Here is a 12,226-nt window from a genome sequence, read left to right as displayed (position 1 = left end):
GTTCCTCTGCAAGGTAGGTGAGGAACGGACCCCGGAAACGCCGAAGGCCGCCCCTCGGGCGGCCTTCGCGAAGTCTTGCGTACGCGCAGTCAGTGGGCCGCCGGATGAGCGGTCCACCACCAGTTCTGGGTCGAAAGCGCGAACATGCGACGCACCCTACCCCACGCGCACCTGAGCGTGGGGTCGTCTCACCTGTCGAGCCGGGGCGAAAGGGACTCGACACGACCCCGTAATGTTGAGGGCGTGACCGTGAACGCTAAGACCAGCGCGAGCGCTGGCAACACCTGGCGAGACCTGCCCGCGGCGCAGCAGCCCGAGTACCCCGACACCGAGGCTCTGCGCGCAGTCGTTGCGGAGCTGGAGTCGTATCCGCCGCTCGTCTTCGCGGGCGAGTGCGACCAGCTGCGCGCCCGGATGGCGGCCGTCGCCAAGGGAGAGGCGTTCCTCCTCCAGGGCGGCGACTGCGCCGAGGCCTTCGACGCGGTGTCGGCCGACCACATCCGCAACAAGCTGAAGACCCTGCTCCAGATGGGCGCCGTGCTGACGTACGCCGCGTCCGTGCCCGTGGTGAAGGTGGGCCGCATCGCCGGCCAGTACTCCAAGCCGCGCTCCAAGGGCACCGAGACCCGCGACGGCGTGACCCTGCCGACGTACCGCGGCGACTCGGTCAACGGCTTCGACTTCAACGAGGCCGCCCGGATCCCGGACCCCGAGCGGCTGAAGCGCATGTACCACGCCTCCGCCTCCACGCTGAACCTGGTGCGCGCCTTCACCACCGGCGGTTACGCCGACCTGCGCCAGGTGCACGCCTGGAACCAGGACTTCGTGAAGTCGTCCCCCTCCGGCCAGCGCTACGAGCAGCTGGCGCGCGAGATCGACAGCGCGCTGAACTTCATGCGGGCCTGCGGGACCGACCCGGAGGAGTTCAAGACGGTCGAGTTCTACTCCTCGCACGAGGCGCTGCTGCTCGACTACGAGGCGGCCCTGACCAGGGTCGACTCCCGCACCGGGCATCTGTACGACGTCTCCGGGCACATGGTGTGGATCGGTGAGCGCACCCGGCAGCTGGACCACGCGCACATCGAGTTCGCCTCGCGGATCCGCAACCCGATCGGCATCAAGCTCGGCCCGACGACCACGGCCGAGGAGGCGCTGCAGTACATCGAGCGCCTCGACCCCGACCGTGAGCCCGGCCGGCTGACCTTCATCGTCCGGATGGGCGCCGACAAGGTCCGCGACAAGCTGCCCGAGCTGGTCGAGAAGGTCAGCGCGTCCGGCGCGGTGGTGGCCTGGGTGACCGACCCGATGCACGGCAACACCTTCGAGGCGGCCTCCGGCCACAAGACCCGCCGCTTCGACGACGTGCTCGACGAGGTCAAGGGCTTCTTCGAGGTCCACAAGGGCCTCGGCACCCACCCGGGCGGCATCCACGTCGAGCTCACCGGTGACGATGTCACCGAGTGCGTGGGCGGCGGCGACGAGATCTTCGTCGACGACCTCCACCAGCGCTACGAGACGGCCTGCGACCCGCGTCTCAACCGCAGCCAGTCCCTCGACCTGGCGTTCCTCGTCGCGGAGATGTACCGGGACCAGTGACCTCCGGTTCATGAGAGTGGGGCGCGGATCACATACGATCCGCGCCCCACTCCACTTTTGCGGTCACCGAGTGCCGGGTAAGGTTAGGGTAGCCTCACCGATCAAGCGGGACGGCGACAGTCATCGATCCCGGCGGGAGGTGGATCCGCGTGTACGTCTGCAGCTGCTTCGGTGTGACCGAGGCGCAGGTCAAGAAGCACGCGGAGAACGGCGCGTGCACGCCCCGCCAGATAGCCTCCGCCTGCAAGGCCGGCACCGACTGCGGTTCCTGCGTCCGCCGGATCCAGGCGATCCTCGGCCGGGGCGCCTGCCCCCGCCGCGATCTGGCCGACCAGGGCCGGCCGGTCCTCTCCGAGCTGGAACGGCTGGACGAGGCAGCCTAGCTCTCCGGCTGTTCGATCAGCTGCGCGATGTAGAGGGCGTCACCGAGCTTCTCCACCAGCTCCAGCTGGGTGTCGAGGTAGTCGATGTGGTGCTCCTCGTCCGCGAGGATCGACTCGAAGATGTTCGCCGAGGTGATGTCGCCCTTCTCGCGCATCACCTTGATGCCGCGCTTGAGGCGGTCGATCGCCTCTACCTCGATCTGCCGGTCGGCCTCGAACATCTCCTTGACGGTCTGGCCCACCCGTACGTGGAACAGCCTCTGGTAGTTCGGCAGCCCCTCGAGGAACAGGATCCGGTCGGTGAGCACCTCCGCGTGCTTCATCTCGTCGAAGGATTCGTGCCGCGTGTACTTCGCGAGCTTCGTCCAGCCGAAGTTCTCCTGCATCTTGGCGTGGAGGAAGTACTGGTTGATCGCGGTGAGCTCACCGGTGAGCTGCTCGTTCAGGAACTCGATGACCTCGGGGTCGCCCTGCATCGCAGAGGCTCCTTCCACGTGGGGAGTCGGGGAGGTTGCCGCCGCATGATGTCACCGGGGGAAAAGATCGTCCAGTAAGTGCGTACTTAGTAAGTTAGTGCATGCTTAGTCCGGGGTTGCCCGATTCGGGACATGGCCGGTCATGTGCACTGTGTCGGGTCTGTCAGGATGGAGACATGGGTCAGCCGGTGGAGCGCGCATCAGGAGAAGCAGCGGCGTCCGAGCTTCCGCCGGGACAGCGACTCCAGCGGGGCTGGCCGGTCACCCACTACGGCCCGGTCCCCAAGTTCCGGTCCGAGCGCTGGGAGTTCCGGGTCTTCGGCGCCACCGCCGACGGCGAGAAGCGCTGCTGGAACCACGAGGAGTTCACCGCCCTCCCGTACACGACCGTCGTGGCCGATCTGCACTGCGTGACGAAGTTCAGCATGCTCGGCGCCGAGTGGGGCGGGGTCCCGGCCCGGACCGTCCTGGAGATCGCCCCGCCCGCCGCCGACGTCACCCATGTGATGGTGTGGGCGGAGTACGGCTTCAGCTCCAACCTGCGCCTCGAGGACTTCGCCTCCGAGCGCACGATCTTCGCCACCCACAAGGACGGCGAGCTCCTCACCGCCGAGCACGGCTTCCCGGTCCGGCTCGTCGTGCCCCACCTCTACGCCTGGAAGGGGCCCAAGTGGGTCCGCGGCGTCGAGTACATGACCGCCGACCGCCGCGGCTTCTGGGAGGAGCGCGGCTACCACAACATCGGCGACCCCTGGAAGGAGCAGCGCTACTCCTACCAGGAGGAACCCGGGGACGGCCCAGGGCTCTGAGCCTCAGTGGTGGTACTGGTGCACCACCGCGTGACCCTTGCCGCGCCCGATCATCCACTTGTTGACCGGCACCGTGATTACGAAGGCGATCACGAGCGAGATCGCCAGCGAGGCCCAGAACAGGACGTCGGACAGGGTCGCGTCCATCGCGTCGGGCCACAGCACGATCACGCCGTTGTCGATCAGCTCCATCACCGCGATCGACAGCGTGTCCGCGGCCAGCGCCACCCGCAGCGCGGCACGGAAGCCGACGCCGGCCTTCAGTACGCCGCGCAGGGTGAACGAGTAGCCGAAGAAGAAGGCCAGGACGATCGCCAGGACCGTGGTCGGCAGATTGCCCCAGCCGAGCGCGGTGCCGACGACCATGCCGAGCACCTCGCCGATGGCGCAGCCGGTCAGACAGTGCAGGGTGGCCTGGGCGGCCATGGCCCAGGTGGCGGCGGGTGCCGCGGTGTGATGGACGTGCGCGGTGTGCGTCTCGTGTTCCATGGGTGCCCCCAATGCCGGATGACGGTTCCTGCGTCGCTCGCCTCCAGAACCGTATACCCCCCTGGGGTATTCCCGAACGTTTCGCCCGAACATGGCGCCCGAACAGGCGCCCGACCGTGGTTCACGCGTCCCGGAGTTTCTTCAGCCGCTCCACGTCCGCCGCGTGGCCCTCCTTGCCGCCGGGCGTCTCGATGATCAGCGGTACGCCCTCCGTCGCCGGGTGGGTCATCAGCGCGCGGAACGGGTCCTCGCCGATGTGCCCGGCGCCGATGTTCTCGTGCCGGTCCTTGTGGGCGCCGACCACGTCCTTGGAGTCATTGGCGTGGATCAGCTTCAGCCGGCCCTCGCCGACGGTGTCCACCAGGAGATCGAGGGTGTCGTGCATCCCGGAGGGCCCGGTCAGGTCGTGGCCCGCGGCGAACACATGACAGGTGTCCAGACACACCCCGAGCCTGGGATGCGCGTCCAGCGCCTCGAAGTACGGTCCGAAGTCCCAGGTCCGGGAGCAGAGCGAGGAGCCCTGCCCGGCGGTGGACTCCAGCAGCAGGAACGGGTCGTCGTCCTCGGTCAGCTCGTCCAGCAGCGGCAGCAGATACTCGCGCACCTGCTTCAACGCCACGGACCGCTCCCGCCCGCCCGTCGCGCTCCCCGTGTGCACGACCACCCCGAGCGCGCCGATCGCCCGGCCCCGGCGCAGCGAGTGCCGCAGCGACTCCACCGACCGCTCCACCGTCGCCTCGGTGTGCGACCCGAAGTTGATCAGATACGGCGCGTGCACGTACGCCGGGACCGACTCCGCCGCGCAGGCCTCCCGGAACGCCTCGTCCTGCGCCGGGTTGCCCACCGGGGTGGCCCAGCCGCGCGGGTTGGCGACGAACACCTGGACCGTCTCGGCCTTGAGGTCGTGGGCGTACGACAGGCCCACGGAGTGCAGTCCGCCGGCCACGGGGACATGGCCGCCGACGGGGTTGCGGGAGGGGAAGGGTGCTGCTGGGCGGGGTTGCTGACTCACCCGTTCAGGGTGTCATGCCCGGGCGCGAGTCCCGCCCGGGCCCCTGCCCGACGTCTCGACGTCCGGTCACCGGATGGTGATCGTGATCGTCGACCCCTTGGGGGCGGTCTTCCCGCCCTTCACCGACTGCTTCTTCACCGTGTCGCCGAACAGCCCGAGCAGCCCGCGGTCCTCCTTGACCTCGAAGCCGGCCTGTTCGAGCGCCGTCTTCGCGTCGTCGACGCTGTCCCCGACCACGTCCGGGACCTCGACCATCTCCGGGCCCTTGGACAGCGTCAGCGTCACCGTGTCGCCGTCGGCGGCCTGGCTGTCGGCCTCCGGGGTCTGCGCCGCGACCTGGCCCTTGTCGAACTCGGAGGTGACCTGCTCGGCGGAGACCTCCACCGTCAGACCGGCCTCCTCCAGCTCGGCCCTGGCGTCGTCCAGGTCCTCGCCGGTGACGTCCGGGACGTCGATCGCGCTGCCCTTGCTGACCACGATCGCGACCGCCGAACCCGCCCGGCGCTCGGTGCCCGCCTCGGGGGAGGTACTGATCACGAAGCCCTTGATCACGTCGTCGCTGAACTCCTGGGTGACCTGCCCCGGCTCCAGCCCGTCGGACTTCAGCAGTTCCTTGGCCTTGTCCAGCCGGGACCCCGTCACATCCGGCACCTTCACGGTCTGCGGGCCGTCGGAGACGGTGAGCGTGACCGAGTCGTGCTTACGGATCCGGGTGCCCGGCTCCGGGTCCGTGCCGATCACGGTGCCCCGCTTCACGGTGTCGCTGTACGCGTGCTCGACCCCGCCCACTTCCAGGCCGGCCGCCTCCAGCCGCTGCTCGGCCCTGGCCTGCGACTGCGTCAGCACGGCGGGCACCTTGGTGAACTGCCCGGAGTTGATGTACCAGACACCGGTACCGACCCCGATCACCAGCAGGACGACGGTGACGAGCGCGAGCAGCCCGCGCCGGGGCCGCACACCGCGCCGACGGGGAGGCAGCGGAGGGGGACTCCGGAACCGGGAGGTCCGGTTGACGTCGTCCGGGCCGAACCCCTCCTCCTCGTTGACCGGCAGCGGCCGGGGCACGGTCAGTGAGCGCGGGATGACGCTCGTCCGGTCCTCGGCGTTGTCATGGGCGGCGGACACGGCCTGCGGGGGCACGGCGTCCAACTGCTCCTCGGTCAGCCCGGCGCGCGCCTCGCGCACCTGGCCGAGCAGCGCGACCGCGTCGTGCGGCCGGATCTCCCGGGTGCGGGCGGTGGCCGACGCGACCAGCTCGTCCAGGGCGAACGGCAGCCCGGGGACCTCGGCGGAAGGCGGCGGCACGTCCTCGTGGAGATGCTTGTAGAGCACGATCGCGGGGGACTCGCCGTCGTGCGGCTTCTCGCCGGTGAGCATCTCGAAGAGCACGACACCGCACGCGTACACGTCGACCCGGGGGTCGGCGGCGCCGGGCGTCTCGATCTGCTCGGGCGCGAGATAGGCGACGGTCCCGAGGACGGCCCCCGTCGTGCTCGTCACCGTGTCCACGGACCGCACCAGCCCGAAGTCCGCGACCTTGACCCGCCCGTCGTCCCCTATCAGCACGTTCTCGGGCTTCATGTCGCGGTGCACGAACCCGGCCCGGTGCGCGGCGCCGAGCGCGGCGAGCACCGGCTCCAGGATGTCGAGCGCGGCCCTCGGCTGCAGCGCGCCGCGCTCGCGCAGCACGTCCCGCAGGGTGCAGCCCGCGATGTACTCCATCGCGAGGTACACATACGACCCGTCCGCACCCTGGTCGAACACCTGCACGACATTGGGGTGGGCGAGCCGCGCGACGGACTTGGCCTCCCGGATGAACCGCTCGACGAACGTCCCGTCGGCCGCGAGCGCCGGATGCATCACCTTGAGGGCGAGCACACGGTCGAGGCGGGTGTCCACGGCCCGGTAGACCGTGGCCATGCCGCCCACGGCGATCCGCGCGTCGATGCGATACCGCCCGTCGAGCACCTGCCCGACCAGAGGGTCCTGAAGGGTCGTGTCCACGCAGCGAGTCTACGAGCCACCACCGACACCCCACCCACACCCACCCATTCGGAGCACGACTGAAGCTGACCTGTGACGCGGCACGCGAAGCCACGGACACAAGGGGTCATGGAAGGGAAAGCCGCCGACGGCGTTCGGCCCCCGCGGGTCGGTCCACCTCTCGGCCTACTGGAAACGGGTGGTGCGTGGGTGGGAGAGGGGAAGGGTCAGAAGGCGGGGCGTTCCGGGTCCAGGGCGGCCAGGCCCTCAGCGGGCGACGACGCCTCCGCGAAATAGCGCCGGGGGATACGCCCCGCCAGGCGGGCCAGCCGCCCCGCCTCGACCCCGGCCCGCATCGCCGACGCCATCCGCTCGGGATCCGGCGACCGCGTCACCGCCGACGCCAGCATCACCCCCGCACACCCCAGCTCCATCGCCAGCGCCACATCCGACGCCGTCCCGGCCCCCGCGTCCAGAATCACCGGCACCCGCGCGTGCTCCACGATCAGCTGGAAGTTGTGCGGATTGCGGATCCCGAGCCCGGAGCCGATCGGAGAGCCCAGCGGCATCACCGCCGCACACCCCGCGTCCTCCAGCTTCCGCGCCAGCACCGGATCGTCGTTCGTGTACGGCAGCACCGTGAACCCGTCGTCCACCAGCGTCTCCGCCGCGTCCAGCAACTCCACCGGATCCGGCAGCAGCGTCCGCTCGTCGGCGATGACCTCCAGCTTCACCAGCGACGTCCCGAGCGCCTCCCGCGCCAGCCGAGCCGTCAGCACCGCCTCCCCGGCCGTGAAGCACCCCGCCGTGTTCGGCAGCACCCGGATGCCGAGCCGCTCCAGCACGGACAGCACGGAGCCCCGTACACCGGGGTCCACCCTGCGCATCGCCACCGTCGTCAGCTCGGTCCCGGACGCCACCAGCGCCCGCTCCAGCACCTCCAGGCTGGGCGCACCCCCCGTACCCATGATCAAACGGGACGAGAGGGACGTACCGCCGAGGAGGAACGGATCGTCGGCCACGGCGCTCACCCTCCCTGCACGGCGGTCAGGACTTCCACCCGGTCGCCCTCGCACAGCGCCGTCACGGACCACTCCGCGCGCGGGACGACCGTCTCGTTCAGCGCGGCCGCCACCCCGGAGGGCGCCGCCGTCAGGGACCGTACGACGCTGTCGAGGGCCGTACCGGGAGCGACGGCCTGCCGCTCCCCGTTCACCGAGATGTTCAGCGAGATGGTCATACGAGCTGCTCCGTGCGGGCGGCGGCGCCGAAGCGCCGGGGGGTGAAGGGGCGGGCCTCGTCGGGGAGTTCCCCGGTGGCCAGGGCATGCGCCAGCGCGTCCCCGGTCACCGGCGTCAGCAGCACCCCGTTGCGGTAGTGCCCGGTGGCCAGCAGCAGCCCCTCCAGCGCGGTCGGCCCGAGCAGCGGCGCGTTGTCGGGCGAGCCGGGCCGCAGTCCCGCGCGTGTCTCCGTGAGCGGCAGTTCCGTGATCCCGGGCACCAGTTCGTGCGCGTCGCGCAGCAACTCGTACACGCCGCCCGCCGTCACCGCCGTGTCCCAGCCCGACTCCTCGCTCGTGGCGCCCACGACCAGCTCGCCGTTCTCCCGGGGCACCAGATACACCTGGCCGCCGCGCACGACGGCCCGAACCGTACGGCTGAGGAACGGCGCGTACCCGGCCGGCACCGTCAGCCGCACCACCTGCCCCTTCACCGGCCGCACCGGCGGCAGTACGTCCTCGGGGACCCCTGCCAGCCGCCCGCTGAGGCTTCCCGCCGCGAGCACCACCTGCCCCGCCGCCAGGGCCGTACCGTCCCCGGTGACGACCCCCGCGGCCCGCCCGCCCACGACGGACAGCCGCTCCGCCCACGCGCGGTGCAGGACCACCCCCGCCCGCTCGCACGCCACGACCAGCGCGTCGGTGAGCCGCCGGGGATCGATCTGGTGGTCGCCGTCCACCCGCAGCCCGCCCCGCACCCCGGGCGCGAGCATCGGCTCCAGACGTCGGCACTCCCGCCCGGTCAGCCACTCCGACTCCAGCCCCGACTGCGCCTGCAACGCGTGCAGTTCGCGCAGATGGGCGCGGTCGTCGGCGTCCAGCGCCACCGCGAGCGTGCCGCACCGGCGGTAGCCGAGGTCCAGCCCGCTCGCCTCGGTCAGCTCGGCCGCGAAGTCCGGGTACCGGCGGGCCGAGGCCAGGTTGAGCCCCAGCAGGGTCTGTTCGCCGTAGTGGAGTTCGGTGACGGCGGCCAGCATCCCGGCCGCCACCCGCGCGGCCCCGCCGCCCGGTTCGGGGTCCACCACCGTCGTGGCGAACCCGCGCTGCGCGGCCCGCCACGCCGTGACCAGCCCGATGATTCCGCCCCCCACGACGAGGACGTCGGATGTACGTGTACGCGACATGGGCGTCCAGCCCCTCCCTTCGCCGGCATGACCCGGATCAGGTTCGTACGGTCGGAGGCCGGCCAGCCTCCCTCTCAGCCCGGTGCGTCCGGGCTCCCGCGAGTGCTCTACGTTGGCCACACCCTAGCCCGTGCTTCCGCGCCCCTGTAAAGGGAGCCTCCCGTCAGGAAAGGGGAGCCCCCTCCTCATGCCCCGCTCGCTCGACGGTCTCGTCCTCGCCCCCGTCGCCGACCAGGCCCCGGGCCAGGTCGGCACCCGCACCCGCTTCACGTACCACGAGCAGGACGGCGTGATCTGGGCGGACTACGCGGGCGGCGACGTCGTACGCGGCCATCTCGTGGGTACCCGTAAAGGGGACCGGCTCGAATTCCGGTACGTCCAGCTCAAGCGGGACGGCACGACCTCCTCGGGGCACTGCGTCTCGACGGTCCTCGCCCTGCCGGACGGGCGGGTGCGGCTGGAGGAGACCTGGTCCTGGGAGTCGCAGGAGGGCAGCGGCACCAGCGTTGTGGAGCAGGTCACGGAGCACGAAGGCTGACTGACAAAACGTCAGGTGTCTATGGTGATCAGGTGAGCGAGCTGAGTCGGGAAGAGGACAGGACGGCGGGGCGGCGCGTGGTCGTCGTCGGCGCGGGCATGGCCGGGGTGCAGACCGCGGTCGCCCTGCGCGAACGGGGCTTCGACGGGACCGTGACGCTGATCGGCGCGGAGCCCCACCAGCCCTACGACCGGCCACCGCTGTCCAAGGCCGTCCTGCTCGGCAAGGCCGAGGGCTCCGCCTTCGACGTCGACTTCGACAGCCTCGGCGTCGACCTGCTGCTCGGCCGCGAGGTGCTCGGCCTGCGCCCCGCCGACCACGAGGTGGACACCGAGGCCGGGCCCGTCCCGTACGACGTCCTCGTCCTCGCCACCGGCGCCGAACCGGTCCGGCTGCCGGGCGCCGAAGGGGTGCCGGGCGTCCATCTGCTGCGCACCCTCGACGACGCCGAACGGCTGCGGCCCGTCCTCGCCCGGCAGCACGACGTCGTGGTCGTCGGCGCCGGCTGGATCGGCGCCGAGTTCGCCACCGCCGCCCGCGAGGCCGGCTGCGCGGTCACCGTCGTGGAGGCCGCCGACCGGCCCCTCGCCGGCGCCCTGCCGGCCGAGGTCGCCGCCCCGATGACCGCCTGGTACGCCGACAGCGGCACCGACCTGCGCACCCACGCGCGCGTGGCCCGCGTCGAGCCCGGCGCGGTCGTCCTCGACGACGGCTCCCGGCTGCCCGCGGGCGCCGTCGTCGTCGGCATCGGCGCCCGCCCCGCCACCGCCTGGCTGGCCGGCTCCGGCGTCGCCCTCGGCCCCCACCACGAGGTCCTGGCCGACGACCGGCTGCGCACCAACGTCCCGGACGTCTACGCGGTCGGCGACTGCGCCTCCTTCCCCTCGGCGCGCTACGGCGAACGCCTCCTCGTCCACCACTGGGACAACGCCCTCCAGGGCCCCCGCACGGTCGCCGCGAACATCCTCGGCGAGGCCGACGCCGTGTACGACCCGGTGCCGTACTTCTGGTCCGAACAGTTCGGCCGCTTCGTCCAGTACGCGGGCCACCACACCGCGGCCGACCGGCTGATCTGGCGCGGCGACCCGACGGGCCCGGCCTGGAGCGTCTGCTGGCTGCGCGACGACCACCTGGTCGCCCTCCTGGCAGTGGGCCGCCCCCGCGACCTGGCCCAGGGCAGACGCCTGATCGAGGCAGGAACCCGCATGGACGAACAGGCCCTGACGGACCCGACCCGCCCCTTGAAGAACGCGACTGTTCGACCCACGTAAGGGGCAACCCCCCAGGGGCGCGGGGAACTGCGCGACCAGCCCCCACGCAGCCGCACCCGACCACGCACCCGACCACGCACCCATCGCGGCCCACCCGAAGATGCGCCTACCCTTGACCCCGTGACCGAGATTGACGCAAAGACCGATGCTCTCGTCCCCGCCTGGCTGACCGTGCCCGACATCGCGGAGATGCTCGATGTCGACGTGATCCGCGTCCGGCAGCTGATCAAGGAGGGCCAGCTCATCGCCGTACGCCGCGGTGAGAACCGCGCGCTGCACATCCCCGCCGCCTTCATCGACGGCGACAAGGTCGTCAAGGGCCTCTCCGGCACCCTGACGCTCCTGCGGGACGACGGCTTCACGGACGAAGAGATGCTGGAGTGGCTCTTCACGCCCGACGACAGCCTGCCGGGCACCCCCGCCCAGGCCCTCAGCGAGAATCGCGGCACGGAGGTGAAGCGCCGCGCTCAGGCGCTCGCCGTCTGAGACAGCCGGTACCGACACCACGGGGGACACCGATGACCGACACCGCTCGCGCCCGCCTGGCCGACGCCCGCCTCTATCTGTGCACGGACGCCCGCACCCGCCAGGGTGACCTGCCGGAGTTCCTGGACGCGGTCCTGGCGGGCGGTGTCGACATCGTGCAGCTGCGCGACAAGGGCATGGAGGCCGCTGAGGAGCTGGAGCATCTGGCGGTGTTCGCCGAGGCCTGCGCCCGGCACGGCAAGCTCCTCGCGGTCAACGACCGGGCCGATGTCGCCCACGCGGCCCGCGCCGACGTCCTCCACCTCGGCCAGGGCGACCTGCCGGTCCCGGCGGCCCGCGCGATCCTCGGCGACGACGTCCTCATCGGCCGCTCCACCCACTCCGAGGCGGAGGCGGAGGCCGCCGCCGTCCAGGAGGGCGTGGACTACTTCTGCACCGGCCCCTGCTGGCCCACGCCCACCAAGCCCGGCCGGCCCGCCCCCGGTCTCGGTCTGGTCCGGCACACCGCCGCCCTCGGCACCGACCGTCCCTGGTTCGCGATCGGCGGCATCGACCTCGGCACCCTCGACGAGGTGCTGGACGCCGGGGCCCGCCGGGTCGTGGTCGTCCGGGCGATCACCGAGGCGGCCGATCCGGGCGCGGCGGCGGCGGAGTTCGCGAAGCGACTGCGCCAGCTGTAGGACGCCTGCCCGGATGTCCGCCACGTCAGCCCGCATGTCTGCCCGCATGTCTGCCCGGATGTCTGTCCAATGGGTGGACAATGGGCCGACAATTCGGGCA

General features: G+C 71.4%; 15 protein-coding genes and 1 riboswitch. Of the genes, 7 read left to right on the top strand and 8 right to left on the bottom strand.

Annotated elements, in window-relative coordinates:
• Window positions 1-89: 89 nt before the first annotated feature.
• Window positions 90-146, bottom strand: coding sequence for a trp operon leader peptide (locus tag ABZ464_RS01095; RefSeq protein WP_078912442.1), 57 nt, complete (start codon window positions 144-146; stop codon window positions 90-92).
• Between the two features lie 97 nt (window positions 147-243).
• Here ABZ464_RS01095 and ABZ464_RS01090 point away from each other — a divergent pair, with 97 nt between their 5' ends.
• Window positions 244-1,596, top strand: a complete 1,353-nt coding sequence (locus ABZ464_RS01090; protein WP_359269069.1) for a class II 3-deoxy-7-phosphoheptulonate synthase — start codon at window positions 244-246, stop codon at window positions 1,594-1,596.
• Window positions 1,597-1,745: 149 nt separating this feature from the next.
• Window positions 1,746-1,979, top strand: a complete 234-nt coding sequence (locus tag ABZ464_RS01085) for a (2Fe-2S)-binding protein (protein WP_359269066.1) — start codon at window positions 1,746-1,748, stop codon at window positions 1,977-1,979.
• Here ABZ464_RS01085 and bfr read toward each other — a convergent pair.
• The gene (gene bfr, locus ABZ464_RS01080; RefSeq protein ID WP_359269064.1) at window positions 1,976-2,455 is read right to left on the bottom strand and encodes a bacterioferritin; all 480 of its coding nucleotides are present in this window, start codon (window positions 2,453-2,455) and stop codon (window positions 1,976-1,978) included. The two genes, ABZ464_RS01085 and bfr, sit on opposite strands and share 4 nt — an antisense overlap.
• 176 nt (window positions 2,456-2,631) lie before the next feature.
• Between bfr and ABZ464_RS01075 the strand changes: the two genes are divergently transcribed.
• The gene (locus ABZ464_RS01075) at window positions 2,632-3,264 is read left to right on the top strand and encodes a sulfite oxidase-like oxidoreductase (RefSeq protein ID WP_359269061.1); all 633 of its coding nucleotides are present in this window, start codon (window positions 2,632-2,634) and stop codon (window positions 3,262-3,264) included.
• 3 nt (window positions 3,265-3,267) lie between these two features.
• On the opposite strand, the gene ABZ464_RS01070 is transcribed toward ABZ464_RS01075, so the two are convergent.
• The 6 genes from ABZ464_RS01070 to thiO all read right to left on the bottom strand — a co-directional run bounded on the left by ABZ464_RS01070 (window position 3,268) and on the right by thiO (window position 9,151).
• Window positions 3,268-3,753 (bottom strand): DUF4396 domain-containing protein, encoded by a 486-nt coding sequence (locus ABZ464_RS01070; protein WP_359269059.1) that lies wholly within the window; start codon window positions 3,751-3,753, stop codon window positions 3,268-3,270.
• A 121-nt stretch (window positions 3,754-3,874) separates the two neighbouring features.
• On the bottom strand, window positions 3,875-4,765 hold the full coding sequence (locus ABZ464_RS01065; RefSeq protein WP_359269056.1) for a deoxyribonuclease IV: 891 nt from the start codon (window positions 4,763-4,765) through the stop codon (window positions 3,875-3,877).
• A 66-nt stretch (window positions 4,766-4,831) separates the two neighbouring features.
• A complete protein-coding gene (pknB, locus tag ABZ464_RS01060) occupies window positions 4,832-6,769 on the bottom strand; it encodes a Stk1 family PASTA domain-containing Ser/Thr kinase (protein ID WP_359269053.1) in 1,938 nt (645 codons plus the stop codon).
• A 206-nt stretch (window positions 6,770-6,975) separates the two neighbouring features.
• Window positions 6,976-7,770, bottom strand: coding sequence for a thiazole synthase (locus ABZ464_RS01055; RefSeq protein ID WP_359269050.1), 795 nt, complete (start codon window positions 7,768-7,770; stop codon window positions 6,976-6,978).
• A gap of 5 nt (window positions 7,771-7,775) precedes the next feature.
• Window positions 7,776-7,976 (bottom strand): sulfur carrier protein ThiS, encoded by a 201-nt coding sequence (gene thiS, locus ABZ464_RS01050; protein WP_359269604.1) that lies wholly within the window; start codon window positions 7,974-7,976, stop codon window positions 7,776-7,778.
• A gap of 8 nt (window positions 7,977-7,984) precedes the next feature.
• Window positions 7,985-9,151, bottom strand: a complete 1,167-nt coding sequence (gene thiO, locus ABZ464_RS01045; RefSeq protein WP_359269047.1) for a glycine oxidase ThiO — start codon at window positions 9,149-9,151, stop codon at window positions 7,985-7,987.
• A riboswitch (TPP riboswitch) is annotated at window positions 9,149-9,261 on the bottom strand. (Overlaps the previous gene by 3 nt.)
• A gap of 77 nt (window positions 9,262-9,338) precedes the next feature.
• On the opposite strand from thiO, the gene ABZ464_RS01040 reads away from it, so the two are divergent.
• From ABZ464_RS01040 to thiE, 4 genes are all read left to right on the top strand, one after another.
• Entirely contained in the window at window positions 9,339-9,689 is a 351-nt protein-coding gene (locus ABZ464_RS01040) for a hypothetical protein (RefSeq protein ID WP_359269045.1), read from the top strand.
• 77 nt (window positions 9,690-9,766) lie between these two features.
• The gene (locus tag ABZ464_RS01035; RefSeq protein ID WP_359269602.1) at window positions 9,767-10,960 is read left to right on the top strand and encodes an FAD-dependent oxidoreductase; all 1,194 of its coding nucleotides are present in this window, start codon (window positions 9,767-9,769) and stop codon (window positions 10,958-10,960) included.
• 120 nt (window positions 10,961-11,080) lie between these two features.
• Window positions 11,081-11,446, top strand: a complete 366-nt coding sequence (locus ABZ464_RS01030) for an Rv2175c family DNA-binding protein (protein ID WP_359269042.1) — start codon at window positions 11,081-11,083, stop codon at window positions 11,444-11,446.
• A 32-nt stretch (window positions 11,447-11,478) separates the two neighbouring features.
• Complete coding sequence (gene thiE / locus ABZ464_RS01025; protein WP_359269039.1) at window positions 11,479-12,126, top strand: thiamine phosphate synthase; 648 nt, start codon at window positions 11,479-11,481, stop codon at window positions 12,124-12,126.
• Window positions 12,127-12,226 lie beyond the last annotated feature (100 nt).

The organism is Streptomyces sp. NPDC005820, assembly GCF_040630255.1.
Taxonomy (GTDB): Bacteria; Actinomycetota; Actinomycetes; order Streptomycetales; family Streptomycetaceae; genus Streptomyces.
This window is presented reverse-complemented; position numbering and strand designations above follow the sequence as displayed.

Excerpts from the sequence above, each read along its gene's own strand:
- bfr (WP_359269064.1), bottom strand. The coding sequence starts at position 2,455 with ATGCAGGGCGACCCCGAGGTCATCGAGTTCCTGAACGAGCAGCTCACC.
- ABZ464_RS01075 (WP_359269061.1), top strand. The coding sequence starts at position 2,632 with ATGGGTCAGCCGGTGGAGCGCGCATCAGGAGAAGCAGCGGCGTCCGAG.
- ABZ464_RS01070 (WP_359269059.1), bottom strand. The coding sequence starts at position 3,753 with ATGGAACACGAGACGCACACCGCGCACGTCCATCACACCGCGGCACCC.
- thiO (WP_359269047.1), bottom strand. The coding sequence starts at position 9,151 with ATGTCGCGTACACGTACATCCGACGTCCTCGTCGTGGGGGGCGGAATC.
- ABZ464_RS01040 (WP_359269045.1), top strand. The coding sequence starts at position 9,339 with ATGCCCCGCTCGCTCGACGGTCTCGTCCTCGCCCCCGTCGCCGACCAG.
- thiE (WP_359269039.1), top strand. The coding sequence starts at position 11,479 with ATGACCGACACCGCTCGCGCCCGCCTGGCCGACGCCCGCCTCTATCTG.